Genomic DNA, 25177 nt, shown 5'->3' with positions numbered 1-25177 from the left:
CAAAAATCGCCCTTCACAACGTCGTTTTTCTTGCAATGATGCGTGCGTGGTTCAACTCCAAACACGCAAACGCAGGGATTCAAACGATGGCATTTTCTCAAGAACTTGAAGAAAACAACGCCGCCGAAATCAGCTTTTGGGTCGTCGTCACCGAGGATCAGCCGAGCGACTACAATGCGGGCGTCTTTCCTCTTGCGGGCGTCTACCCTCGTGTGTTTGCCGACGAAATGGACGCCGAAGCAGTCGCCCAACGGTATCGGCGTGCCGGATACCACACCGCCGAAGCACGACTGTGTGAGATGGACGCCCGATCAATGATTCAGTGCTGCGACGACACCGCACGAACAATCGGTTGATCTGCATTCACATATCTATTCGGTGCGACGCACGCACCGCTTTCCATTCCGCCCCACACACCGATTCAGCGGGTGGTGCAGATTCAGGGTGATTGCGTCCCGTTCTCGAAATGGGATAAAAAAACGAACGGATCCCCACTGGCGGGGTGATGTTAAATAAACTCGGATCGTACAGAGGCACTACACGTTAACTTGAGGTCAAGCCAAAATGCGAGCCGCGATTCTATTTGCTTTCCTGTCGATCGCCGTGAGTTCGTACGGTCGGGAATGGGTTGATTCAACGGGGAAACATCGGGTGCAAGCAGACTTCGTCGCGATATCGGAAGATGGCGAGTCTCTGACACTAAAAAAAGACGACCAGTCCACCGTTAGCCTGCCGTTGTCGCGGCTTCGCAAGCAGGATCAGGACTATGCAAAGTTCCTTGCCGCTGGTGGTGATGAGCTAGTGTCGCAGCTATCCGACCCGAAGCAATCAATTCGCCATGCAGCAGCAGCCAAGCTGATTGCATTAGGTAACCTTCCTGAGGACTCGGTTAAACCCGTGCTCGCATTCATCGACAAAGAGATTGTCGAGATGGTCCCCGTTCCGCCGAAGAACCGGAAGCGTTTAGAGAAAATCGAGCTGGTCGGTGACGAAACTTCGCTCATCCGTATCAAAGCGAAGCCAACTGAGTTCCTCGGGGAAGAGGTGATCATCGTCGGTGTAGTCTCGCCAAGCAGCTACTACAATTACGGATACGACAATGCCGAGTCAACGCACTTTGCAACCGACTTTTCTGAGCTGTCCACCGACTTGACGCGACTGGGGCGGGCTCATGTGTATATCCCTAAAGTGTTTAGCGGCTTGCTTGTTGATGGGATGGCTGAGTCAGTAGAGAGTGGTCTTGACGGAAAGTTGGTCAGGATGAAAGTTTCACTCGACCCCCGGCGTTACGAAGATGCCGGAACATGGGATCTGCTTGAGTGCAGTGACTGGCAGCTTTACGGGGGCGAGGCACAAGGATGGCTTCCGTGGTCGCAAGACGGGTTGAAGCTGGGCGTTGGATGTCTCCAGCAACTGAACAGGGTTGCTCCCGTGCTTTCATTGCTAACTCGACCGAATGTCCAAACCAGTGAGGCAGTCGACTTCGTGATTCGACTGCTGGCGGCTCAATCTCTTAAAGGCATCGACATTCAGCGATCTGACGTGGACTCGATTGTTGACGTGATCGTTGCGAGCGAAGCCTTGGTTAATGAAGAGATTGACACGTCCGTGCGTCAGGCATGCATCAACGCGATCGCCGTATCGGAAAAAACGGTCCGACGGCGGGCGGTTGATCTGCTGAAAATGGAATATCTTCGAGCACGAAGGGTCGACAACGCTTACGGCGTGAACTGGTCGCAAAGAGCCGTGGCTGCACTGAGGTGAAAAAACACAGAAACTTCAGCGATTTCACGCCAATAGCACGATTTCCCGATCGCTGCGAACGCAAATCGGGCATTATTCCTAGGTGCACCCCGGCCTTACCGCTTCACGGTAAGGCCGGGGTGCACCTGCAGGAACCCCCCATGTGGCTTATATTCTTGCAAACGTCTTTTAATGTTGCATTGAAAACTAGCCGATGAGATATAGGCTATATAATAGACTACAGACCTAGAGTCACGAACTACCACAACTCACTATCTGTACAGATGAACATGCAACCCTTGTACCTTGAAGAAGCGAATCGCCGGCTTGCTGGTTATGTTGCTTTCGAGGAACGGATCATCGCAGAGAGCAAACAGGCTGTTGACTGCTTGAATTGTGAGTCTTTTCTGCGTGCTGGAATCGATGCGTTCAACTATCTAGTTTGGATCGACCAAGAGATGCGGCTCGCTGCCCTCTCTGGAAAAATGGGGATCGCAATCGACAGCGAAGAGTTCGGTGAACTCGAAGACTTCATTTCTTCGACACTTATCCAATGGCTTGGGCAGTCCGATCGTGCAATGCAATGGATCAAGCAATGTGAAGATCGCCACTATGTGGTTGATGGCAAGGAAGACTTGCTCAGCTGCATTGATCAAGCTCGGTTAATTGCAAATCCTAGCTACGAGATGACCGACGCGTTAGAGGAACTGGAACTTGACGCGTTGCGAGAGCATGAAAGTGGCGAAACTGCCGAGTGGTTTTCGAGCGAGAAATAGGACGGCAAGATCTTTCCGTGTCCTCTATAAGAAACTCCCTAAACAATCTCAAGAGCTGATTCGCTTGACTGGCCCTGCGTTCGACGCCAACCCCTTGGCGAAGAGCTTCCGTCATCATGAACTTTCGGCAAATCGCAGGGGGAAACACAAAAGCGATAGCTTCTCAGTTTCGATCTCAATGGATTTGAGAGCAATTTATGCCATGTCTTCGGACAAAGAAACCAGGATTTGGTACTGGGTGGGAACGCACAGCCAATACAACATTTTCACCGGCATCAAATAACTCAGTCGCAGAGATGGCCCCTTGCCTTTCTTCCATAGCGTGAAAACGCTCGCGAATAACATTTCCGCGACGAAGTCCAATCATACCGCATGCCCGACGCTACTCGGCTCTGCCGCTCACTCCTAGCCGTCGTCGATGCCATCCCGTCGACCACCGACCGGCACGTTGTTGCGTTGTCAGACCATCCGCGATGGTTGTTCATCGCCGACACTCGCCCAGAAGCCACCACAATTGAGCGTGACGCGATCGTCGGGCAGTTCGGCACGATCATCGCCGATGAGTGTTTGCATTCGGCACGCGATGCGTCCGCGATCATCGGGTCGATTGTTGAGATCCCCGAGGGAGCCGACCAGACCGAGGCGGCGGAACGACTTCGGGGTGCCTATCACTTGGCAACCGAGCCGATTGGCGACGGCGACGACGATCAGCCGTTCTGATTGTCCTGAAAATTGATGAGAAAATGATGGCTCAACTACTTGCCTACGGAATATCTTTTTGATATACTTCGGGAGTCGAAAGCAACTCCCGCACCTGGCACGAAAATGAACACTCCCTCCATCAGCATCTTCCAAAACGGCCAACTCCTGCACGCAAACCGTGGCATGTTTAAGTTCGACGGGTTCGGCGTTCCGACCGGCACTTTCGGCAACACGCAGTGCTTCGATTCCGTTGCGATCGTCGATAGTTGCAACCGCCGCCGCATGATTGACGGCAATTCGTACGGCGGCGGTTGCACTGTATGCGTGCGATTCAACGGCAACCGACACTGGTACGGCATTGGATCGGCAACGCAAGTGGCATCGGCAAACCTCACTCGTCTTGCAAAGAGCTAAACCGTGGCAAAAAAGAAAGCGACCAAGAAGCGGGCGGCAAAGTCGCCCGCGAAGGTAAAAGCGAAGGCCAAGAGTGGGAGCAAAGGGGTCGGCAAACGATCGACAACGATTGACCCCGCACAGTTCGGCATCAGCGTGTCCGCGATTCTTCGGCAGATCAAACCTCACTTAGCGGATAAGACTCAGGCCGAAATCGCCAAAGCACTCGGCACATCGCCCATGGTGATTTCCCATTACTTCACTGGGCATCGTGACCCCAGCATTGGGGCGTTGGCAGCGTTGGCTGATCTTGCGGGCGGGAGCCTTTCACTCGACTTCCATCCGCCCGGGAGCGATCGCAAAGGCGGGGGGCTGAACGGCTTGGATCCTGCGATCAAGAACTACTACAGAGCCACAGGCATCCGGAGCCGACTATGACGCCGATAGACGTTCCATTTGAATTAATTCACGCTGATCCAGAGTCGCCAGCGGACCGCAAATTGTGCAATCACTGCTTAGAGCCGATCAATCAAGGCTATAAGTGCGCTGATTGCATTATGTACCTCTCGCGGTTCCATTCGGACACGCCGACCAAGGCACTGCTCAAGGATTTTCATTCCTCGACTCATTCATCCCGCGTTCAAAATTTAGCCCGCATTGGCGTTGATCAGCAGGCAGAGTCCCGGATGAAACTGATTCGTGAGAATGTTGGTCGTTCATGGCGTAAACACCTTGAGCAAACAACGTCACCAGCAGGGGTTTTGGTTACCAAAAATGGCCACTGTTACCATCGGCAGGGCTGCACCTATGCAAGGCATGCGATGCGATACACCCGGTCATCGGCAGTCACATTTCTGCGACCGTGCTCTTACTGCCACTGAAATTCAATCGATGCGGGGCTCGTGATTGCCCTGCTGTTCAACAATGATGGCTGCCGCATCGGCTCACCGTCTGCACAACCGTATCTATGGGGAAGATAGTTTTGGCGACAATTCGAAACGAGCCGAGTGGCCGTAAGTCAGTTCTTGTTAAATGCTGCGATGGAAAGCGTAGGACAATTCGCTTAGGGCTGGTCAGCGACAAGGTTGCTGCCGAGTCTTCCGATCGGGTTCAGGAGCTTGCCGACCGTCGTGGGGATGGCGAAGGCATCAGTAAACGCACCGCCGCATGGCTGGGCGAACTGGATGATGTGATTCGTAGCCGATTGGAGCGGGCCGATCTGGTCGCCCCACGCCCAGGCAGTGAGCCCGTCGCCAAAGCGGCCACGGTGCAAAGCTGGACCGATTCATACATCAAGAATCGCAAGATCAAGAAGAAGTCAACGCAGCAAGTCATCGAGAAGGTGCAACGCAATCTCGTAGACTACTTCACCCCTGACCGCCGACTCGACTCGATCACAGCGTACGACGTGGAAACGTGGCGAAACTGGCTCAAAGCTGAGGGCAACCGCCGCGACACGAAGAAGAAACGCACCGAACTGGCAGAAAGCACTGTCCGTCGGCGTACCGGGATCGCAAAGCAGATCTTTTCGGCGGCAGTGCGAAAGAACCTGATCGAGACGAACCCCGTCACCGAATCCGGCTTACCGTGCACCACGGGCACGAACACAGCCCGCCAATTCCGCGTGCCGCGTGAATGGATCTACAAAATCCTAGACGCCGCACCGGATGCCGAATGGCGAGCGATCATCGCACTGTGCCGTTTCGCGGGGCTCCGGTGCCCTTCGGAAGTGCTTCGATTGAAGTGGGAGGATCTGAATTGGTCGGAAATGCGAATGACGATCCACTCCATCAAGACGGAGCACCACGCCGACGGTGGGATTCGAGTCTGTCCGATCTTCCCAGAACTGGTCCCATATCTCCGTGACGTCCAGGAACTGGCACCGACCGGATCTGAGTACGTCATCAGGCGATATCGACGGAACAACTCGAATCTTCGCACGTCATTCGTGCGGATCATCAAGCGAGCCGGTCTTGCACCGTGGCCGAAACTGTTTCAAAACCTGCGGGCATCTTGCGAAAATGATCTGATCGACGCTGGGCACCATCCCAAAGCGGTATCCAACTGGATCGGTCACTCGATTCAAGTAGCCTCGCAAAGCTACTGGCAGGTCGGCGAAGAGGCTTTCACGAAAGCCCAATCCGTCGGACTGGGTGTCGATGAAAAAGCGGCACACGAAAGCGGCACAGCAGACGACTGCACCGGGCTGCATAGCACTGAAAGCGGCACACTAGAAACGCAAAAAACCCCTGAACTTATTGGTTCAGGGGTCTTTGCGATGGGCGATGAGGGACTCGAACCCCCGACATTCTCGGTGTAAACGAGACGCTCTAGCCAACTGAGCTAATCGCCCCTGAGCGGTGGCCAGGAGTCCTGAACCACTCAATCGATCTGTTCTGCTGATGATCTAGACCAGCGGCGGCCGCCCTGAAGTTCACGGGCCGCTGGTAATTTGACTTGTCGGTCGCTGGCGACCTGCGAACCTAGCGGCTCAACAGGCGGGTGCGGCGAGCTCGGCGCTCGGCACGCAGGCGGGCACGACGGTTGGTTTCGCTTGGCTTTTCGTAGTATTCGCGGCGGCGCATCTCTTTCTTGATGCCGCTACGCTCGACCAATTTCCGAAATCGGCGGACAGCTTCTTGAATCGTTTCCCTGTCCCGAACTACTAACTTAACCATCTTTGCTCCGAATTCATCTGAGAGAATTTTCTCCCTAACTGAGGGAATTGCAATGGAATCCGCCACATGGCGGGCACGCGTTGGCTCGGCAGTTTAGCCTTTCATCACCTTTCCTAGCAATGGGCATACCGCCTACCGTCAACCTTTTTCCATTCGACCAAATCAGCAAGGTCGCTTGAGCAAACTCGGACCAATCGGACGAACCGTTTACCGGACCGGCACGCGCGGAAAAATCGTCAATCTTTGCCAGCCTTGGCCGACTGGTGCGACCGTACCTCGGGTCCCGAATCCGCCCGTTTCGGTCGATCAGTTTGGCAGGCACAAGTCCGCCGCTGCGGACTTCGCTCTGAATCGCAAAACACGAAATCCCGCAGCTTTCGGGGCTTTTTCGCTTCGTGTTCCTGCTTCCGCCTTTGTCCCAGCTACACCTGTTGAGCCATCGATGTCACCAACGCCAACATCTCAGGTCGCCGATCAAGAACCCGGCCAACTGCTGCGTGAACTGGAACAACGACAAGACGATGTCCTGAACCAATTGGACGCGTTGGACGCCAAGTTGACCGAGGTCCTGAAGGGCTTGGGAGTCACGATGGATGACGAGGTCGAAGAAAATTTGGTTTAATTTTTTTGGCAGATGTTCCGTCGCTGCCGAATGTTCTGGCTTGCGGCCGACGATCGATGCCAGTCACTCGACCGCCAATGCAGATGACTGGCTGGTCGACGCCCACTGCGCTGAGATGCGAGGGCCAGGCATTCTGGGCGAGGGCTGAGCAGTGTTGAGCCGGATGAAAGTTTGACTGCGGGCTTTCGGAACACTTGCCTGAACGCAACTTCCATTTGCGTTCGATCGAAGCAACGCAGCGGCTCGCCTCTGACACAGGCTGGAGAACGCTTCGCGGCAGCGGCTGATCCGCATGGTTCTGACGGTGATCGCGTTCTTTTGGGCCGCAGGTTTGGGCGGGGTGTAAGTACGAGTTCGAGTTCGAGTTTAAGTTTAAGTTCGAGCACCAGTTCTCGGACCACTCTCCCGCACGCAACTTAAACTCGAACTGAAACTCGAACTCGAACTTTTCTTTGCGTTCCACCGAAGCAACGCAGCATTTCGCCCTTTGGCACGGGCTGGAGAACGCTTCGCGACAGCGGCTGATCCGCGTCAGAATAATTCTGACGGTGATCGCGTTCTTTTTGGCCGCAGGTTTGGGCGGGGTACGAGTTCGAGTTTAAGTTCGAGTTCGAGTTCGAGTTCGAGTTCGAGTTCGAGTTCGAGTTCGAGTTCGAGTTCGAGTTCGAGTTCGAGTTCGAGTTCGAGTTTAAGTTTAAGTTTAAGTTTAAGTTTAAGTTTAAGTTTAAGTTCGAGCACCAGTTCTCGGACCACTCTCCCGCACGCAACTTAAACTCGAACTGAAACTCGAACTCGAACTTTTCTTTGCGTTCCACCGAAGCAACGCAGCATCTCGCCCTTTGACACCGGCTGGAGAACGTTTCGCGACAGCGGCTGATCCGCGTCAGAATGATTCTGACGGTCATCGTCTTTTTAGCCGCAGGTTTGGGCGGGGTACGAGTTCGAGTTTAAGTTTAAGTTCGAGCACCAGTTCTCGGACCACTCTCCTGCATGCAACTTAAACTCGAACTTAAACTCGAACTCGAACTTTTCTTCGCGTTCCACCGAAGCAACGCAGCATCTCGCCCTTTGACACGGGCTGGAGAACGCTTCGCGGCAGCGGCCGATCAGCATCAGAATGGTTCGGACGGTCATCGTCTTTTTAGCCGCAGGTTTGGGCGGGGTACGAGTTCGAGTTCGAGTTCGAGTTTAAGTTCGAGCACCAGTTCTCGGACCACTCTCCCGCACGCAACTTAAACTCGAACTGAAACTCGAACTCGAACTTTTCTTCGCGTTCCACCGAAGCAACGCAGCATCTCGCCCTTTGACACGGGCTGGAGAACGCTTCGCGACAGCGGCTGATCCGCATCAGAATGGTTCGGACGGTGATCGCGTTCTTTTTGGCCGCAGGTTTGGGCGGGGTACGAGTACGAGTTTTGGTATTGAGCTTGGTTGATGCGGGCGGGCTACGGCATTTTCGTTGTCGCGAGCTGGAGCACCATCAGTGCGATTGCGGGGACCAGGAACCAGGCGAACCGGGCTTCGTAGGCGCTGACCTTGGCGGTTTCAAATTCCTGCTGCTCGATCGCAGAGATGTAGCCGTGATAGACGCTGGCCATGTCGACTTGTTTGACTCCAGCCGGGATGTAGGCGCCGCCTGTTGCGGTTGCCACCTTGGACAGCACCTCTTGATTCAATTTGGACCACACCTGTTCTCCGTCGTACTGCATGTACGAATCACGCCCGGCCCGCGTCCGCACCGGGATTCGGGCTCCTTGCTGGAGGTCCCCCAGGCCGATCGTAAAAATGGTCACGCCATTTTCAGCGTTCGCTGCCTTCGCCGCTTCGATCGGAGCACTTTCCATATCGTCGCCGTCGGTCAGCAGCACCATCGCCTTATGCTCGTTCGTTTTCGTCAAGTAACCGGTCGCAGCGACTCGGATCGCATCGCCTAAACGCGATCCGCCTCGCACGATGTCCTCGACACCCACTTCGTCGAGACGTTCTTTGAAGTCGTCATAGTGGCTGGTCATCGGGATCTGCTGTTTGACTTCGCCGGCAAACAGCACCAATCCGACGCGATCACCAGCCATTTCGTCGACCACGTCGCGAATCATCTGCTTGGCCCGCTGCAGCCGATTGGGCGTCACATCTTCGGCCAACATGCTGCGAGAGACGTCCAACACAAACATCAGTTCGATCCCTTTTTGCGGGACCGATCGGCTGACTTGCCCCCAGCGGATATCCACCAAACACAACACCAGCAATGCCATCGTCAGCGCCGACAACAGCACGAAGGACCAATCACGCCAAAGCGAGCTCCGGCCCAGCAATCGGCCACGGACGTCTGGGGTCGCGAAACGAGCAATCGCCCGTCGTTTGGCCCAGAGACCCAGCAGACCAGCGACACACACCAGAACCACCAATCCCAGCAGGACTAGATTGCCGATCGCCCCCACTTCGATGTCGCGAATGTTCATTCCGTGTAACCGTAAACCTTCTCAGCCGGAGTCAATTGAATCTGCGAAACACGGTCAACGACAACAGCACGCCCGTGGTCAAACAAGCAAGTGCCACGCCCAAGATTGGCGGAATCCACCAACCGCCGATCCGCACCGACTGGACCGCCATTTCTCGAAAATCGGTGTACCGCTGCGTTTCGACCTTGGTCTTTTCCAGTTGATCAATTTCGTCGTAGATCGTTTCCAGCGACGCGGTATCGGTGGCCCGGAAGTACCTGCCGCCAGTCGTGTCGGCGATCATCTTTAGCGTTTCTTCGTCAATGTTGACGCGGAAATAGTCGACCACAATCTGTCCCGAGCGTCGTCGCCGGACGGGGTAGGGTGCTTGTCCCTTGGTGCCTACACCGATCGTATACACCTTGATGTTCATCGCCTTGGCCAATTCGGCCGCTTCGGCAGGATCAATCTGCCCCGCCGTGTTTTCGCCGTCGGTCAACAAGATGATCACCTTGCCCTGACCGGTAGAAGATTCGTTGGCGGTTGCGTCGTCGTCCTGTTTTCGATCCTGGCGTCCCAACGAGCTAAGTTTGTCGACGGCCAGACTGATCGCGTCGCCGATCGCCGTTCCATCCTCATCCCGTTCGGTCACGATCTCGGTATTTTCCAACGAGGCCACCAAAAATCCGTGGTCCAGCGTTGGCGGAGTGATCGCGTCGACATAGCCTGCGAAGGTAACCAAGCCGATCATATCGCTGACCCGCCCAGAGACCCATTCCTCGTCATCGCCGACCATCGGGCTGGATTCATCACCCAAGATGAACTTCGACGCGACGTTTTTGATCGCGGTCAAACGGTCCACATTGCGACCATCGATCTGGAAATCAAGCGCCTTCATCGACCCGCTGCGATCAACGACCAATTCGATCGCAATGCCTTCGCTGGTCACGATCGTTTGATCCTTTCCATAGCGGGGACGAGCCAGCGAAATGATCATCAGCGTCAACGAAACCAGCATCAGGACAGCGGGTAACCAGGCCAGTCGCTGACGCAAACTCGGCCGTTGGTTCCAGGAAGTCACCACCGAACTGAAACCGAGTGCGGAGCGGTCGCGACCGGACCACATCCGCCAAGCCAGCCAGGGGACGATCGGCAACAGGGTGAACCACCACGGGTGCAAAAACATCACTCGGCCTCGCTATTGGACGACGGGCCAGTGGATGGTGATTGACTTGATCGTGAACCAGATGACGGTGACCGAAAGGACCGCGATTCAGATGACCGCGAAACAGCCGGGACGTTTTGGATCGAAACGCTGCGGACGATCTGGCGAACGGTCTGACACTGACCGGCAAAACGATCCTGCCCCGACGGACCATCGTTAGCATCCGCGTCGATTGTATCCGCCCCCAAGCGGGACGCTGCAAAGCGACGTTGATCGATGGACCCCAAAAACGATTTCAAAATTGCAACCTGGTCCTGCGGCCAGCCAAGTTCGCCGACGGCCGTGACCAATTCCGATGTCGCCATCGCCGTGGCTGGGATCGCATGGCGATCTTGGATGAAGCGACGAAGTGCGACGGCCAACGACTGTGCCCCTTGATCGCCGCTGATTTGGCGATTGGCTACCTCGGATTCGATTCGGTGGATTTGGGCCATCGCAAGTTTGTCGGCCGGTCGCGGTCGTCGACGTCGCCACAGGAAGGCCGCCAAGATGGCTGGCCCGATCACCAAGCCAAGTCCCCACCACCTGAGGTCGGTTGGTCGCTTTTCCGGCAGTACCACCATCGGTTTCAAGGGGCGAACGTCGGTCAGGTCCGCATCGGGTGCCAGCGAGCTAGCGACATCGATTTGGATCGGACGGCTAACCAATGTCCCGCTTCGATTTTGGTTTGTGTCAATGTGGCTGTACGCGGCCGCCATGGGGGCATCAGCGATCTGGTAACCAAAATGGATCGGAGCAACGACCAGAGTTCCCGACTGCAGCGATTCCAGCTGATACAAGTATCGATGAATCGTGCGATTGGGATCACCGTCCACCGGCAGAGGCCCGACGGCAGTTTGGTCAACGACCTGGAAATCCCCGAACGATGCTTCGATCGCGGGCGGCTGCAGTTTGGTCGTTTTGGGCGATTCGATTTGAACCGTCATCGTCACCGGCACAGCAATCGCGGTCTCGGTTCGGGAGACGCTGACTTCCATTCGCACCGGGCCGTCGATGATCGTCTGAGGTGTCGAATCACCCCAGGCGAACGAGTTGACCAGCAAGATTATCACGATCACGCGTGCAACGATATGACATCCTGAACCATGAATCACGCGTGCGACTCCCGACGACGAAAAAATCGCTGCAGCGGTTCGACGTAGTCTTCGCCGGTGAAAATCCGAATCGGTTCCATCCGCATTTTACGAAACATGGCATCGGTGGACGCCTGCCGTGCGGCCATCAGTTCGGCGTAGGCACGCCGATGCCGACGGCTGGACGAATCGATCGAAACCGTCTTGCCCGATTCGGGATCGCGAAGCCGAATCAACCCGACGTTGGGCATCGTGACTTCGTGACGATCGACGATTTGGATCGGCACGACGTCGTGTTTGCGGCGAGTGACACGAAGAGTGCGTTCGAAGCCCTCGTCTTGAAAATCGCTGATCAGAAACACCACGCTGCGGCGCGAAGCGGTTCGGCCCAGGTGATCCAACGCGGCGCGAAGGTCGGTGCCACGGCCAATGGGATCGCAATACAGCAGTTCGCGAATCAAACGCAGCACGTGCCGCGTTCCGGTGCGAGGTGGCAAGGCCTTTTCGATCTGATCGGTGAACAGGGTCAAACCGACTTTGTCGTTGTTTTTGATGGCACTGAACGCCAACGTCGCCCCCAGTTCGGTAACCAATTCGCGTTTGGTCTGATGATGGCTGCCAAAGGACTGGGACGCGCTGAGATCGACCAGCAACATGACCGACATTTCGCGTTCTTCGCGAAACAGTTTGACAAACGGCTCGCCCGCACGCGCCGTCACGTTCCAATCGATCGTTCGGATATCGTCGCCAACTTGGTAGGGACGCACTTCTTCGAATTCGATTCCGCGTCCTTTGAACGCCGAATGCCAACCACCGGCCAGCAAATCGTCCACGACGTGCGACGTGTTGATTTGAATCCGGCGAATGTTCTGCATCACTTCGCGAGGAATCATGTTGTGCGGGGGTGGGGGGAGTGCAGGGAGTGGGAAACCGACGCTGGGATACTAGGGAACGGGGACGGTTTGCAAGATGGTTCGAACGATGTCCTGGGCCGTTTTTTCTTCCGCTTCGGCTTCGTAGGTGATGATGACGCGGTGCCGCAGCACATCCATCGCGATCGCTTTGACGTCTTCGGGGGTCGCATAGGCGCGGCCGCTGAGGAACGCATTGGCCTTCGCCGCCAATGTCAGGTTGATCGTGGCTCGGGGCGACGCCCCGTATTGGATCAATTCCGCCAGATCCATTCCGTAGGCGGCCGGGTTCCGCGTGGCCATCACCAGGTCCACGATGTACTCTTCGACGGGGCTGCTGACGTGGATGCGGTCCACCAATTCGCGGGCCGTCATGATTTCCGCGGGCGTGGTGACCGATTCCACTTCGATTTTCGAATTGGTTTTCGACATTCGCCGCAGAATTTGCAGTTCTTGATCGCGGTTGGGATAGTCGACGACCACCTTCATGATGAAGCGGTCCATCTGGGCTTCGGGCAGCGGGTAAGTGCCCTCTTGTTCGACCGGGTTTTGGGTCGCCATCACCAAGAATGGTTCTTCCAAAAAGAACGTCTCGCTGCCGATCGTCACCTGCCGTTCTTGCATCGCTTCCAACAGGGCGCTTTGCACTTTGGCCGGCGCCCGGTTGATTTCGTCGGCCAGGATCATGTTGGCAAAGATCGGACCTTTCTGAACCACAAACTCTTGCGTCTGAGGCCGATAGACTTGCGTCCCGATCAGGTCAGCCGGCAACAGGTCGGGGGTGAACTGAAGCCGCTGGAAACTGGTGCTGATGCCTTTGGACAGACACGCCACCGCAGTCGTCTTGGCCAGTCCGGGAACGCCTTCGATCAGCAGGTGGCCACCGGCCAACAGCGCGATCACCATTCGTCCAATCAGCCCTTCTTGGCCAACGATCGTCTTGCCCACTTCGTTGATCAAGCGCCGGAAAGGTTCGCTGTGAATCTCGATTTCGGCGGTCAGTTGGGCCAGGCTTTCGTGGCCCGCGGCCGGAGTGTTGTTGTCAGGTGTGGATGAAGCGTCATGCATGGGATCAATCATTCTGGCAGCTTTGGCTTGGTTCGTACGTGAATCATGCGCTGATTTTCGTCGATCGACAACACGTCTGCCCAATCCACCGCATCGGCGGTCGCCTGGACAGTCATCGGACCGAACAGCGCGATCAATCCCGTTGTCCCGAATCCAAACGATGCCGAACCTCTGGCCTGGACGGCTTGTTCGAGTGAATCAACCAGTTTGTCGCCCTCCGGCCCATCCACGCGATTGTCGACTTTGATCAGCACGGTCCGATCGATCGGATGATGAGCGCGGATTCCACGGATCGCACGTTCGATGCGTTCTTCTAGTGGCACACTATGAAACCCAGGCGGTGGAGCATAAACGGGCCGGCCAGAGCCGTTGGGTCCTGATCGGGATCCCGGCCGACCGGGGCCACCGGGCGGCGGCCCACCGACCATGGAATCCCCATACCCACCGGGTGTCCCGACCTGGGTCAACCGTGACAAGCTGATCGAATAGCGATCGACAGCGGATTGATCCAAGTCACCGAACTGTTTTTCCAGCGGCTGCAATCCGAACGCAATGCCACTGTCCAAGGAAAGCGACTCGCCAAAATAGGGCGAACCGACGGAGTACATCGCCTTGTTGGGCGCCAGTTTTTCCAGCCGAGGCAACAATGCGTCCAATTGATCCGCGGCAGCTTCGTACGCGTCCGCAATCGCCAGATAGTCAGCTTCGCTTTCGGCACTGACTACCGCTTGCCAGATCGACCGTTTCGCCATCAACGCTTCGTACTCGATGGTTTCCTCGCGCGACGTTGGTTCGGGGATCGGTTTCCAGGCCGAACGAATGGTATCGCCCGCATCGGAGAGCGCAAACATCAAGTCGATGGCGGCCTGACGAAATGCCGCCGACTGAGCCACTCGCGACGGGGTCCGCGTTGGTGTGTTGTCGACGGACGTCTTCAGTTCTTGCTTCTTTGCCTCGGACTTCGACTCCATCCACTCCATCAGCGACACCCACTGACTTTCGCTGGCCGGTGGCAGAGCGACCGCGCGGCGACGCAAATCTTCACAGCGGTCCTTCATCCGAACCAACGACACCACCGCTTTGGACATCGCCTGTTCGTCACCGGGACCATTGGCGTCCCGCAAACTGCGCAGCAATTCGACTGACGAATCGGATACGTCGCCCAATTCGTTCAGCACTTTTTCATGAGAGTCCATCAACGGTATCGATGCCACGATCGATTCGATCGGCAAGTACTTGGCCAGCGGAATCGAATCGCGATAGGAATACAAGACCGCCGCGGCGATCATCGTCAACGCCAAACAGATGCTGGGCACGATCAATTTCTTGACCCAAGCCGGTGTCTTTCGGGCAGGGCGAAGATTCAGCGGAGCGTGAAAGGTACCCGGCGGCGGCTTGGGCGACGTTTCCACTTGCGGGCGAACCGGGGCAGGGGCGGCGGTGAAGTTTTTGGGGCGGCTAGGCGCTGCCTTGGCGACCACCGGCGCTGGCAGATTGGCAAATTCATCTAACTGCGCAGCACTGATCACCTTCCCTTCGGCCGACAAGCCAATCTTTCGCTGGCACTTGGGACAAACCACTTGCGACCGCCCGCGAGGCTGCGGCAATCGAAGCATCAGCCCACACTTGGGACATTTGATTTCGATAGTCTGAGTCATGAAAACGCGTGACCGACGGAGAGGGGATGACAAGCCACCCCCATTGTAGAGTCCGGTTCCAAATCCGGAACGCAGATTCGCCCGTTTCCCCTGGATGCAATGTTGGTGCAGGTTGCAAGACCGCTGCCAGGCGTCCAAAGCGACCTTTTCACTGCAAGTCGGTTTGTATCGGTTGCACAAGCTGCGACGACCAGCGTGTTTGGTGACGAAAGAGACTAGAATGGCAGCGGTAACTGAACAGCCTGCGATTGTGTGCCCGCTATGCCCGTAGACGCCATCTGTCCTCGAACGAATCGATTCTTCGTGACCGCTTTTCGCCCCACGACTGCTGCCCTAATTTGGGCGATCCTTGGTTGCTTGACGATCGCGAATGCCGACGATGCAGCGCGTGAATCGGCCTTTCACGAATCGTTGGTGCCGTTGCTGCGGACCTATTGCTTGGATTGTCATGACGAGGGCAGCGAAGTGTCGCTGGCCGATACGCACTCGGCACTCGATATCACCAAGAACCGGGACCTGTGGATCCGTGCCTTGGCCCAGGTTCGATTGGGATCGATGCCGCCGGCCGATGGCGACATGATGGACGCGGCCAACCGCCTGCGCATGGAAAAATTGATCGACGAACTTGCCAATGCGGTTGACTGTGTCCAGAACCCCAACGCGGGCAAGGTCGCGCTGCGGCGTCTGAACCGGATCGAATATCGCAATACCATCCGCGACCTGACCGACGTCGACTACGAACCATCCGATGGATTCCCCGGCGACGATGTTGGATACGGTTTCGACAACATCGGTGACGTGTTGTCTTTGCCACCGGTGCTGATTGAAAAGTATCTGGACGCGGCCGAAGTGATCAGCGGCAAAGCCATCTACACGCCTCCGCCCGGCGAGATCTACGAACTGGACAAAACAGCGTCCGACCTGATCGGCGCCGAAGACCATGGCGGCGGTAGCGGTCGCGTGGTGATCGCAAGCAACGGCACGGTATCGCTGCAGCCAACGCTGCCATTCGGTGGCAATTACACCATCACGATCACAGCATCCGGCGACCAAGGCGGTCCCGATCCGTGTCGCATGAGCATCCAGAGTGGTCGATTCGAAAAGATCATCGATGTCCCCGAGAAAGACGCTGCCGATTACGAAGTAACGATGCGGCTTGGCAAGGGAACTCGCAAGATCGACATCAGTTTCATCAACGACTATTACAAAGATGGCCAGGACCGCAATCTTCACCTGCATCACGTGCACGTGCGGGGCGAGGAACGTCGACCGATGTTCATCGACACCGAAAAGTTACCACCCAGCCACCGGCGGATCGTGTTTGCGAATCCTGGTGAGAAGCTTTCCGAGGACCAAGCATCAGCGGCCGTGCTGAGCCGATTTGCCAGCCGTGCGTTTCGACGACCGGCCACCGCAGGCGAAGTTCAACGTTTGGTGCAGCTGGCCCAAACCGTTCGCCAGGAAGGCGGAAGTTACGAGGAAGGGTTGCAGGTCGCGATGCAAGCGATTCTGGTGTCCCCGCATTTCTTGTTCAAAGTCGAACAGCACCGATCGATCGGCCCATCGGGCAAAATGCCACCGATCAGCGACTATGAACTGGCCACGCGAATTTCGTATTTCTTGTGGAGCAGCATGCCGGACGACGAACTGTTGCTGCTAGCCCATCGCGGTGAAATTCGCGACCGACGAAAACTGTTGGACAAAGTCGCACGGATGATGCGAGACCCTCGCTGCAACCGTTTTGTCGAAAACTTTGCGGGCCAATGGCTGCAGCTTCGTAATCTGGACAACGTCAATCCCGACACGCGTATCTTTCGAGCCTTCGACGACGAAGTCCGCGAACTGATGCGGCGCGAAACCCTGACGTTCTTTGCGGCCGTGATGCGAGGCAACTTGCCGGTCACCACCTTGCTGGACGCCGACTTCACCTATCTGAACGAAACGCTTGCCAAGTACTACGGCATCCCCGGCGTCAGCGGGGATCATTTCCGGCGAGTCTCGCTAGCCGGCACACCGCGCGGAGGCCTGTTAACCCACGCCAGCATTCTGACCGTCACCAGCAACCCGACTCGCACCAGCCCGGTCAAACGCGGCAAGTGGATCTTGGACAACCTGCTGAACATGCCTCCACCGCCGGCGCCGCCGAATATTCCCGAATTGGAAAAGAGCCGATTGGTCGGAACGCTTCGCCAAAGGATGGAACAGCATCGCGACAACCCAGCCTGTGCAGCTTGCCACAACATGATGGATCCGCTGGGGTTTGCATTGGAGAACTTTGATGCCGTTGGCCAATGGCGGAGCCGAGACGGGCGTGACGAGATCGATGCATCCGGCGCGTTGCCCGACGGCACTGAGTTCAAGGGAGTCGAAGACCTTCGCCGGTTGCTATCGACCGATCGTCGGGAACAGTTCGTTCGCTGCTTGGCGGAAAAGCTGCTGATCTACGGACTCGGCCGAGGCACCGAATACTACGACAAGTGTGCGATCGACCAGATTGTCGCCGACGTCGACCGAGCCGATGGAAAGTTTGCGTACCTGTTGGTCGCGATCATCGAAAGCGAGCCGTTCCAGAAACAGGGTCATCGCGAGTAGGCTGGTGCCATGCGTTCCATTTTCAACAAGATCGAAACGGCTCTGGCCAGCCATTTGATGGACCGGGCTGATCCGTCGGGCACCCATTCCCATCGATCGGTTTCCGGTGGATCGGTGTCCAACAGCGCGATCGCGCAGACGTTGTGGACGTTGAATCATCCGACCAGCGCTCTGGCTCGCAAGCTCGGGCCCTGGATCGCCGCGATGTTTGCGATCGCCCTGATCGTGGTTGCCTTGACAGTCGTCTGGGTGCTCCGCGTGTCGATGCGGCAATGGGTCGGCGATTTGATGCGCAGCAATTTGGCGACCAACGTCGTCATCTTGGATCAGTGGCTTTCCGATCGGCAACGGGAGGTCCAACGCATCACTGCGGCCCCTGGGATCCAACAAGCATCGGCCGAATTGATCGCCGAATCGGTGCAGAGGTTCCAGTGGTCCGCCGACGATGCAGGGAACAGGCCTGCGCTCGATGCGATCGATGATGGCTGGGCACCGGACATCTATGTCGGATGGACGCTGCTTGACCGCGAAGGCCATATCGTCGCTTCGTCGATCCCCGCTTTGATCGGACAATCGTTCCTGATTCCCGCAGCCACCACTGAAAAGGCAAGGTTGGGGCAGCCAGCGATCAGCCCCGGATTCGCATGTCCGATCGCGATCCAAAGTGACGGCCCCCTGTCGATTGCCGGTTCGGCATTGATGGCGGCAATGGCACCGATCGTGGACCAGAAACAGTGGGTTGGGACGCTGGCACTGTTGATCGACCCCTCGGGCCCGCCCAGTCAACTATTGCAGGTTTCGCGGATCGGCCAGACTGGCGAAGTTTATGCCTTCGATTCCAGAGGTTGGCTGATCAGCGAAAGCCGTTTCGAAACCCAGTTGCGGGCAGCCAAGATCCTGGGGTCCGAATCCGCGATCCGCAGCCCGCTAAGAGTCGCGGTTCGTGATCCGGGCATCGACATCACGCAGTCCACCCCCAGCAACTTGTCATTGGCCGAGTTGCCGCTGACCGTGATGGCCGACGAAGCGACCCGAGGCGGTACGGGCGAAAACGTCAGCGGATACAACGACTATCGCGGCGTCCAGGTCGTCGGTGCGTGGACGTGGCTGGGCAACCATTCGATGGGGTTGGCTTCGGAAATGAACGCCGAAGAAGCCTACGCACCGCTGAACCTGATGAACCGATTGCTATTGGCTTTGTTGGTGGTGGCATCCTTGGCCGCTGGATTTCTAATCGCCCTTGCGATGCTGCTGCGCCGAATGGGAAAGCGACTGCGAACGGCGCAAAAACAACAGCGACGGATTGGCCATTACCAGCTGGGGGAATCCTTGGGCCGCGGCGGAATGGGTGCGGTGTACCGAGCCAGTCACGACCTGCTGGGCCGCGAAGTCGCGATCAAAGTCCTTGGCAGCGCATCACAGAACAGCGTGTCGGTGTCGCGATTCGAACGCGAAGCCCAATTGACGGCCAGTCTGCGGCATCCCAACACCATCGACCTGTACGACTTTGGGCGAACCGATGCGGGCGACCTGTTCTATGTGATGGAATACATCAAGGGAATCACATTGCAACGATTGGTCGATCGGTATGGCAAGCAACCACCGGCCCGTGTGATCCATCTGCTACTGCAGATCTGCGGCTCGCTTTCCGAAGCCCATCGGCGCGGGATCATTCACCGCGACATCAAACCGGCCAACCTGATGATCAGTACCGAACCCGGCATGCACGATGTGCTGAAGGTGTTGGATTTTGGGTTGGTAAAAGACGTGGTCGCCAGTTCCGCCGAACTTGGATTGACGACCAGCGATGGGATCACGGGCACACCGATGTACATGTCGCCCGAAACCGTTCGCGACGCAACGGCGTCGAACCAACGCAGCGATCTGTATGCGGTCGGTGGGGTCGGGTACGCACTGCTATCCGGCGTACCGATGTTCGACAGCGATACATCGGTGGATGTGTGCATGAAACAATTGAAAGAAGACCCGCTGAGACCGTCCCAACGGATCAACCGGAAGTTGCCGGACGACCTGCAGAACGTTCTGATGAGCTGTTTGCGAAAAGACCCGGATCAGAGGCCGCATTCGGTGGACGATTTGGCGGCTGCGCTGCGCAGTTGCGATGACGCCGGTCATTGGGATGATATGGACGCCTTGCGTTGGTGGTCCCTTGTACTGGACGATAGGCCCACACGCGAGGGTCGACCGGACACCGACGGAACCCACGACAGTCCCCCTAACAGCGATGGAGAAGCGATCACGACCGCGCATTAGCCCTATGTTTGGATCTTTTCGAGGCCTAAAAGACGAATCCATCGATTGGTCCAGCTTGCTTTCGCTGCTGGAAGACGATGATCGACGCGCGGCAATAGAGCGGACCTACCCAAGTGAGGGACGCGAAAGCTACCTCAGCGCGCTGAGGCGATTGGACGCCAAAGCCATGGCCGATCTGATGTCGGCGGGGCGTAAACTGCAAACCGCCGCCAAGTTGGCCCAGTGGCCCACGGTCGCCATCGCCGGAATGCTGAACAGCGGCAAAACGTCGTTGGTTGCGACTTTTCTGAGCCGCGCGGGGCGGTTGCGAACTCTGCGTGGCAGCAGCAACAGCGAAGGTACCCACCGGTTCGTGCTGTGGTTGCCGTCGGCTTGGCGCAACGACGCTGAACTATGGGGACTGTTGATGGCACGGATCGGCGACGCCGTTGGCAGTCCGCCGGAAATGCTGAGCGACGATCCCGATCAGGCGCATCAGCAGTACAACAACCGCGACGGCGATGGGAATGCGTTGACCGTCCCGCTAGTGGCGACCGACACGGCGCTGGACGAGGCCGGCATCGGATTGCTGGATTGTCCCGACATCGTTTCGGATGCAGATTTACAATTGGGATCCCCGTCCGAGCGACGCGTCCTGCTGGGGCGTGCGGCAACCCTGTGTTCGGCGTTCCTGGTCGTCACCAGCGCCGAATCATCCCGCGACGCAACCTTGGGTGACCTGCTGCGAATCGCCGCGGACCTGATGCCCGGCGTGCCGCGGATGTTGGCGGTCAACAAGGTTCGTCCCAAGCAGACGCCGGACCTGGTGCACGAAACGTTCTCGCCGTTGGCGCGGGCCCATGGCATCGAAACGATCTACGCGGCATACGATTTCGAGATCCCCACCAGCGGTCCATTCATCCCCCGCAGCGGCACGTCCGCGGCACCGGCGCTGGATCCCGATGCGGACCCCATGCCCGTGTTCTTTTCGGTATCGGAAGACGCAGACCAGAACCCACCGGCGGCGATCGCCGATGACCGACTGTTGTCGGCCATGCCAGCCCGATTGGACCGCGGAGCCCTGTTTGAAAAGTTCCGGCTAGCGCTCCAGAACAGTTTACGCAGCGAAGTCTGGGACAATGGTTTTTCGCGGATCGACAAGGACGCCGATGCATCGGTTGGGTTGACCGCCAAGGCTCAAGATTGCTTGCTGCAGACGTCGTTGGATTTCTTTGCCCATCGAGAACTGGGCGGCGACGTCACCGAACTGCGATTGCATCAAAGCGAGCGGATCATTCGCCAATTGTCAGAATCGTTCGCGGTGACCGCGCCGTGGTACGCACGGTGGGGCGTGCGATTGAATTCGAAAATGCGCCGCGTGTTTGGCGGGGCGGGCGATTTCGTTCGACAACTGACTCCATCGGCCGTTGCTGAACGAGCCGCCGGTGAAATCAAAGACAAGTTTCGCCGCGGCGAGTACGGCGGATTGATGACTCCCGAACGTTTGCTGCATGCGATCGATCGTTACGGTGGGGAAACTTCGTTGAAACACTGGCCAGCGATGACCAACCCCGAGGATCGGCAACGTTGGTTGGAAGCCGCGGAAGCCGCGATCCTTCGATTCGAACGCGACGACTTCACATCGCTGGATCCGCGTCGTCTGGACGAAGCGGTTACGAAGATGTGGAGCGAGGTACCGGCGCACAAAAAACTGGCTGCCGGATTGACCCCGCTTGCTGCGACTTTGGCGGCGCTGGCTGGCGTGCTGATGATCCCGTTAGATTTCGGCACCACCGTGATCGCGTCCGCGTCGATCCCCGAACTATTCGCCGCCTTGGGGCTGGGTGCGTACGCGACCATTTGGGCGGGTGGACAGAGCACTCGCAGCGTTGGCCAACAAGCGGCGCGGCAACAGTTGGCCGATTTTCACGCCGTGCTTTGCGATACCTTTGGTGTGGCCAGACAGACGCAGATGCCGTCGATCAAGGTCAGAGGTTTGAACGAAAAATTGGTCGCGTCCAAAATCGTTACCCGTGAAGCTTACGGGCCGACGCTTGCGCTGTACCGCGTCCGCGACGAATTCCAGCGTGAACTGAAAAACGTGTTACCCCGAGGCGGACCATCAGCCAAGTGAACCCATTCATTTCATCATCGGATTCCGGCGGCTCGCAAACGGGTTCGTCGGCTGGCCCATCGCCCCATTCCGCTCCATCATCCGCCTCTGGGAACTCCGGCGCACCCGTTGGCCACCTGGGGCAGCCGGGGCATGAATTCCTGACACGCGTTCGTCGTGCGACGGCGCATGTGTTGGGCGACAGCCCGGCCGGCCGCGAAGTGCTAGAACTTTGTGACCAACATGCCGAAGCACGACGAATGATCTTGGAAGATCGCAGTCAAGGCAGCACGGTGATCGCCGTCGTGGGGGCCACCGGGCAAGGCAAATCGTGGCTGATTCGCCAGCTGGTGCGCGGATCGGCTGCCGAATCCGCCATCCGCAGCGGCAACAACCTGGACGAAGCCACCGAAAAATTGGTTTGGGTTGGACCGTTCCCGCCCGCCGATCTGGACCTGCGAAACGAACAGTTCATTCACTGTTCGGCCGCGAAAATGCAATCGATCGGGATGCCCTATCTGTTGGTCGACGCACCGGGGGCGACCGATGATCGACCGGCCATTGCTGCGGTCGCGCGACGCGCACTGTCGATGGCCGGCGTGCTGCTGTTGATGGTACGACGCGAGCAACTGCGAAGCGAAACGGTGGCCATGCTGACCGAGGCTAGCGAGGGAACAATCGTGATCCCCGTCGTCAATGCGGTCCGAAACGACTCGATGCTGGACTCGGACATCGACGCCTTCGTCGCCCGCATGCGAAAGGCCGCACCGACCAGCCGCGTGGTGTCACCGGTGATCATCCAAGACTATGACATCGGCGACCAGACCGAGGCGGCGGTGGGACAAGCGGCGGCCGAGACGGTGGCCGAACGTTTACAGACCGAAATCGGCGAATCCTGGGAAGGCGATCGTCGCCGCAGCACGCGACTCTCTGCGATGGATGCTCGGTTTCGATCCGCACTGAACTCGGTCCTGGGCGACCGACTGCCCGACCTAACCGCTGCGGTCCGTCGGCTGAACGACGAGGCTAGAAAGTTGCCACTGGAGGTCGCCGAATCGTTGGTCGGCAGCGGCGGATCGCTGCAAGCCGCCGTGCGGTCGCGACTGCGTCTTTCCCTCTTGAACGACACCGCCGCATTTTGGTTCCCCTACCGGACTCAGCTGGGCATCCTGAACTTGACCCATGGCGCGTGGGATCGCGTGCTGATGTCTCTTTCGGGATCGCTGCCTTCGTTGGTCAGCGCCGTTTGGACTTCGACCAAGAACCTGACCAGCGAACGTGACGCACGGGACGACGTCCGCGATGGACTACGCAAACGCAGCGACGCCGCGGTCGCCGACCGACTGGGCCCGCTTGCGATTCGCTTTCGTGACGAGGTCGCGGCGCTTCGCGATGGAAAGAAACATGCCTCGTCGCTGACCGACGAACCGTCGCGTGGCCAGGTCGCCTACCTTTCGGGAATCGACACGCTGCAGGAACGATCGCAACGGATCTTCGAAGATGCTGTCGACCGCGTTTCGATTTCACGCACCCCCGCGATCCTGTGTGGGTTGATTGGGACGGCGATCTTTTGGTTCCTGATGGCCGGCCCCGTGATCGCACTGTACCGCGGCTATTTTGACGCCAGCTACGCGACGCTGCGAGATCTTTCGGGCAACCTGGATTCGTTCCCCAGACCCGACTTTGCAATGATGTTGACCAGCCTGATCCTGTCCGTCTTGCCGACCGCACTGTTCGCCATGATCGTCCTGTCGGTCGCCCAAAGCCGATCGCGAGTGCGTCGCGCTGAACTGCAGATCCGCGACCATCACCACGACGCCATCGAACAATTGCAACGCGACGGAGTGCTGCGACTGCGGTGGGACGAACCCCTGCTGGCTGACGCTGAATTTCTATTGTCCGCCGGCGCTGCCGACACGGAGACGACATGATTGACCTGGTCGCCCAAACAGGCGCGGATGCTGCCAATGCCGTCGCTGCTGACAGCGGCAATGGATGGACCGAAATCCTGCTGTCCGGCGGTATCGTCGGCGTGATCATCCTGCTGATCTTGTTTGCATTGTCCGTTGCGGCAGCGTACCTGTTGTTCGATCAGGTGATGACGTTGCGACGCAGCGAAATCGTGCCCGACGGTGTCAGCGATGCTGTCCGCCAATCCCTGCTGACTGGACGCGTGGCAGATGCCGATGCCGCGTGCCGGCGCGCCCCCAGTGTGCTGAGCGTCGTGTTGTTGTCGGGATTGTCGGAACTGGAATTCGGTTGGACCGAGGTGGAAAAGGCGTTGGAAGATTCACTGGCTGGCCAGGCCGCGCGGCTGATGCGGCGAATCGAATACCTGTCGGTGATTGGCAACATCGCACCCATGGTCGGCTTGCTAGGCACGGTCACCGGGATGATCTTCGCTTTCCAACAGGTTGCCACCACACGTGGCGCTGCGGGCGCGGGCGATCTGGCCGAAGGGATCTATCAAGCGCTGGTCACGACGGTCGGCGGACTGATCGTCGCCATCCCTTCGCTGGGAGTCTATGCGGTGTGCCGAAACCGTGTCGATTCGCTGATCGCCGAAGTCGCGTACCAAAGCCAACACGCCCTGGCCCCCATCAAACGCCGCCAAACCAACCGCGCTCGTGCTACCCCGGCGATCGCGAAAACCCCAGGCCCCCAGCCTGCCGCCTCTGCAACGGCTGGCCCAAAGAATGGTGGTCCGAAGAATGGTGGTCCGAAGAATATGGGCCCCAGAAACGCTGGCCCCCCCGGCGCGACCAAGCCCCCACCAGCGAAACCAAACCAGCCGCCAGCAAGTCCCGATCGACCCCCTGCCTAGCAATGACGGAGACGTCGGGGATCGACCTCCTCGTCGTGGGCGCGCAGCCGCGTATCTGTCAAACTCCAGTGTGCGAGTCCGGTCACAAGCTGGGCGGATTGGGGCCGT

General features: G+C 57.8%; 22 protein-coding genes and 1 tRNA gene. 13 read left to right on the top strand and 10 right to left on the bottom strand.

Features of this window, described 5'->3' with window-relative positions:
• The first annotated feature begins 86 nt into the window (after positions 1–86).
• From K227x_RS12720 to K227x_RS12710, 3 genes are all read left to right on the top strand, one after another.
• Entirely contained in the window at positions 87–356 is a 270-nt protein-coding gene (locus K227x_RS12720) for a hypothetical protein (protein ID WP_145169935.1), read from the top strand.
• Between the two features lie 208 nt (positions 357–564).
• On the top strand, positions 565–1764 hold the full coding sequence (locus K227x_RS12715) for an SHD1 domain-containing protein (protein ID WP_145169933.1): 1200 nt from the start codon (positions 565–567) through the stop codon (positions 1762–1764).
• Positions 1765–2033: 269 nt separating this feature from the next.
• The gene (locus K227x_RS12710) at positions 2034–2519 is read left to right on the top strand and encodes a hypothetical protein (protein ID WP_145169931.1); all 486 of its coding nucleotides are present in this window, start codon (positions 2034–2036) and stop codon (positions 2517–2519) included.
• A gap of 195 nt (positions 2520–2714) precedes the next feature.
• Here the strand turns inward: K227x_RS12710 and K227x_RS30525 are convergent, their stop codons facing one another.
• Positions 2715–2864 (bottom strand): hypothetical protein, encoded by a 150-nt coding sequence (locus K227x_RS30525; protein ID WP_218933968.1) that lies wholly within the window; start codon positions 2862–2864, stop codon positions 2715–2717.
• Between the two features lie 27 nt (positions 2865–2891).
• Between K227x_RS30525 and K227x_RS12705 the strand changes: the two genes are divergently transcribed.
• The 4 genes from K227x_RS12705 to K227x_RS31590 all read left to right on the top strand — a co-directional run bounded on the left by K227x_RS12705 (position 2892) and on the right by K227x_RS31590 (position 5934).
• A complete protein-coding gene (locus K227x_RS12705) occupies positions 2892–3239 on the top strand; it encodes a hypothetical protein (RefSeq protein ID WP_145169929.1) in 348 nt (115 codons plus the stop codon).
• 105 nt (positions 3240–3344) lie between these two features.
• On the top strand, positions 3345–3635 hold the full coding sequence (locus K227x_RS12700; protein WP_218933967.1) for a hypothetical protein: 291 nt from the start codon (positions 3345–3347) through the stop codon (positions 3633–3635).
• A 3-nt stretch (positions 3636–3638) separates the two neighbouring features.
• Entirely contained in the window at positions 3639–4052 is a 414-nt protein-coding gene (locus K227x_RS12695; RefSeq protein ID WP_145169925.1) for a helix-turn-helix domain-containing protein, read from the top strand.
• 529 nt (positions 4053–4581) lie between these two features.
• Positions 4582–5934 (top strand): tyrosine-type recombinase/integrase, encoded by a 1353-nt coding sequence (locus tag K227x_RS31590; protein WP_145177810.1) that lies wholly within the window; start codon positions 4582–4584, stop codon positions 5932–5934.
• On the opposite strand, the gene K227x_RS12685 is transcribed toward K227x_RS31590, so the two are convergent.
• Positions 5894–5967 (bottom strand) — tRNA-Val (locus K227x_RS12685). The two genes, K227x_RS31590 and K227x_RS12685, sit on opposite strands and share 41 nt — an antisense overlap.
• A gap of 130 nt (positions 5968–6097) precedes the next feature.
• Positions 6098–6292 carry a 30S ribosomal protein S21 gene (gene rpsU / locus K227x_RS12680; protein ID WP_145169923.1) on the bottom strand — a complete coding sequence of 65 codons (195 nt, stop codon included), beginning with the start codon at positions 6290–6292 and terminating at the stop codon, positions 6098–6100.
• 442 nt (positions 6293–6734) lie between these two features.
• Here rpsU and K227x_RS12675 point away from each other — a divergent pair, with 442 nt between their 5' ends.
• Complete coding sequence (locus tag K227x_RS12675; protein ID WP_145169920.1) at positions 6735–6914, top strand: hypothetical protein; 180 nt, start codon at positions 6735–6737, stop codon at positions 6912–6914.
• A gap of 531 nt (positions 6915–7445) precedes the next feature.
• Here K227x_RS12675 and K227x_RS30515 read toward each other — a convergent pair.
• The 7 genes from K227x_RS30515 to K227x_RS12640 form a co-directional block, all read right to left on the bottom strand.
• Positions 7446–7667, bottom strand: coding sequence for a hypothetical protein (locus K227x_RS30515; RefSeq protein ID WP_218933966.1), 222 nt, complete (start codon positions 7665–7667; stop codon positions 7446–7448).
• A gap of 692 nt (positions 7668–8359) precedes the next feature.
• Positions 8360–9373 carry a VWA domain-containing protein gene (locus K227x_RS12665; protein ID WP_145169918.1) on the bottom strand — a complete coding sequence of 338 codons (1014 nt, stop codon included), beginning with the start codon at positions 9371–9373 and terminating at the stop codon, positions 8360–8362.
• A 31-nt stretch (positions 9374–9404) separates the two neighbouring features.
• Positions 9405–10538 (bottom strand): vWA domain-containing protein, encoded by a 1134-nt coding sequence (locus K227x_RS12660; protein WP_145169916.1) that lies wholly within the window; start codon positions 10536–10538, stop codon positions 9405–9407.
• Positions 10538–11635, bottom strand: coding sequence for a protein BatD (locus K227x_RS12655; protein ID WP_145169914.1), 1098 nt, complete (start codon positions 11633–11635; stop codon positions 10538–10540). The genes K227x_RS12660 and K227x_RS12655 overlap by 1 nt, the downstream gene beginning before the upstream one ends.
• Positions 11636–11667: 32 nt before the next feature.
• Positions 11668–12543 carry a DUF58 domain-containing protein gene (locus tag K227x_RS12650; protein ID WP_145169912.1) on the bottom strand — a complete coding sequence of 292 codons (876 nt, stop codon included), beginning with the start codon at positions 12541–12543 and terminating at the stop codon, positions 11668–11670.
• A 51-nt stretch (positions 12544–12594) separates the two neighbouring features.
• Positions 12595–13641 carry an AAA family ATPase gene (locus K227x_RS12645; RefSeq protein ID WP_246146769.1) on the bottom strand — a complete coding sequence of 349 codons (1047 nt, stop codon included), beginning with the start codon at positions 13639–13641 and terminating at the stop codon, positions 12595–12597.
• A complete protein-coding gene (locus tag K227x_RS12640) occupies positions 13638–15287 on the bottom strand; it encodes a hypothetical protein (RefSeq protein ID WP_145169908.1) in 1650 nt (549 codons plus the stop codon). The genes K227x_RS12645 and K227x_RS12640 overlap by 4 nt, the downstream gene beginning before the upstream one ends.
• 303 nt (positions 15288–15590) lie before the next feature.
• On the opposite strand from K227x_RS12640, the gene K227x_RS12635 reads away from it, so the two are divergent.
• The 5 genes from K227x_RS12635 to K227x_RS12615 are packed head-to-tail and all read left to right on the top strand — an operon-like array spanning position 15591 to position 25069.
• Entirely contained in the window at positions 15591–17879 is a 2289-nt protein-coding gene (locus K227x_RS12635; RefSeq protein WP_246146768.1) for a DUF1592 domain-containing protein, read from the top strand.
• 9 nt (positions 17880–17888) lie between these two features.
• Complete coding sequence (locus tag K227x_RS12630; protein WP_145169904.1) at positions 17889–20153, top strand: serine/threonine protein kinase; 2265 nt, start codon at positions 17889–17891, stop codon at positions 20151–20153.
• A gap of 4 nt (positions 20154–20157) precedes the next feature.
• On the top strand, positions 20158–22266 hold the full coding sequence (locus tag K227x_RS12625; RefSeq protein ID WP_145169902.1) for a hypothetical protein: 2109 nt from the start codon (positions 20158–20160) through the stop codon (positions 22264–22266).
• Complete coding sequence (locus K227x_RS12620) at positions 22263–24176, top strand: GTPase (protein ID WP_246146767.1); 1914 nt, start codon at positions 22263–22265, stop codon at positions 24174–24176. The genes K227x_RS12625 and K227x_RS12620 overlap by 4 nt, the downstream gene beginning before the upstream one ends.
• Positions 24173–25069 carry a MotA/TolQ/ExbB proton channel family protein gene (locus K227x_RS12615; RefSeq protein WP_246146766.1) on the top strand — a complete coding sequence of 299 codons (897 nt, stop codon included), beginning with the start codon at positions 24173–24175 and terminating at the stop codon, positions 25067–25069. Before K227x_RS12620 ends, K227x_RS12615 begins: the two co-directional genes overlap by 4 nt.
• The last annotated feature ends 108 nt before the right edge of the window (positions 25070–25177 follow it).

It is taken from the genome of Rubripirellula lacrimiformis (assembly GCF_007741535.1).
In the GTDB taxonomy this organism is placed as follows: Bacteria; Planctomycetota; Planctomycetia; order Pirellulales; family Pirellulaceae; genus Rubripirellula; species Rubripirellula lacrimiformis.
Note: the sequence above shows the minus strand (reverse complement) of the source record. Positions and strands in the feature narration are given on the sequence as shown.

What these genes read in the sequence shown, in the direction of transcription:
- K227x_RS12720 (WP_145169935.1), top strand. Translation starts at nt 87, where the DNA reads ATGGCATTTTCTCAAGAACTTGAAGAAAACAACGCCGCCGAAATCAGC.
- K227x_RS12715 (WP_145169933.1), top strand. Translation starts at nt 565, where the DNA reads ATGCGAGCCGCGATTCTATTTGCTTTCCTGTCGATCGCCGTGAGTTCG.
- K227x_RS12710 (WP_145169931.1), top strand. Translation starts at nt 2,034, where the DNA reads ATGCAACCCTTGTACCTTGAAGAAGCGAATCGCCGGCTTGCTGGTTAT.
- K227x_RS30525 (WP_218933968.1), bottom strand. Translation starts at nt 2,864, where the DNA reads ATGTTATTCGCGAGCGTTTTCACGCTATGGAAGAAAGGCAAGGGGCCA.
- K227x_RS12705 (WP_145169929.1), top strand. Translation starts at nt 2,892, where the DNA reads ATGCCCGACGCTACTCGGCTCTGCCGCTCACTCCTAGCCGTCGTCGAT.
- K227x_RS12700 (WP_218933967.1), top strand. Translation starts at nt 3,345, where the DNA reads ATGAACACTCCCTCCATCAGCATCTTCCAAAACGGCCAACTCCTGCAC.
- K227x_RS31590 (WP_145177810.1), top strand. Translation starts at nt 4,582, where the DNA reads ATGGGGAAGATAGTTTTGGCGACAATTCGAAACGAGCCGAGTGGCCGT.
- rpsU (WP_145169923.1), bottom strand. Translation starts at nt 6,292, where the DNA reads ATGGTTAAGTTAGTAGTTCGGGACAGGGAAACGATTCAAGAAGCTGTC.
- K227x_RS12675 (WP_145169920.1), top strand. Translation starts at nt 6,735, where the DNA reads ATGTCACCAACGCCAACATCTCAGGTCGCCGATCAAGAACCCGGCCAA.
- K227x_RS12665 (WP_145169918.1), bottom strand. Translation starts at nt 9,373, where the DNA reads ATGAACATTCGCGACATCGAAGTGGGGGCGATCGGCAATCTAGTCCTG.
- K227x_RS12660 (WP_145169916.1), bottom strand. Translation starts at nt 10,538, where the DNA reads ATGTTTTTGCACCCGTGGTGGTTCACCCTGTTGCCGATCGTCCCCTGG.
- K227x_RS12650 (WP_145169912.1), bottom strand. Translation starts at nt 12,543, where the DNA reads ATGATTCCTCGCGAAGTGATGCAGAACATTCGCCGGATTCAAATCAAC.
- K227x_RS12645 (WP_246146769.1), bottom strand. Translation starts at nt 13,641, where the DNA reads ATGATTGATCCCATGCATGACGCTTCATCCACACCTGACAACAACACT.
- K227x_RS12640 (WP_145169908.1), bottom strand. Translation starts at nt 15,287, where the DNA reads ATGACTCAGACTATCGAAATCAAATGTCCCAAGTGTGGGCTGATGCTT.
- K227x_RS12630 (WP_145169904.1), top strand. Translation starts at nt 17,889, where the DNA reads ATGCGTTCCATTTTCAACAAGATCGAAACGGCTCTGGCCAGCCATTTG.
- K227x_RS12625 (WP_145169902.1), top strand. Translation starts at nt 20,158, where the DNA reads ATGTTTGGATCTTTTCGAGGCCTAAAAGACGAATCCATCGATTGGTCC.
- K227x_RS12615 (WP_246146766.1), top strand. Translation starts at nt 24,173, where the DNA reads ATGATTGACCTGGTCGCCCAAACAGGCGCGGATGCTGCCAATGCCGTC.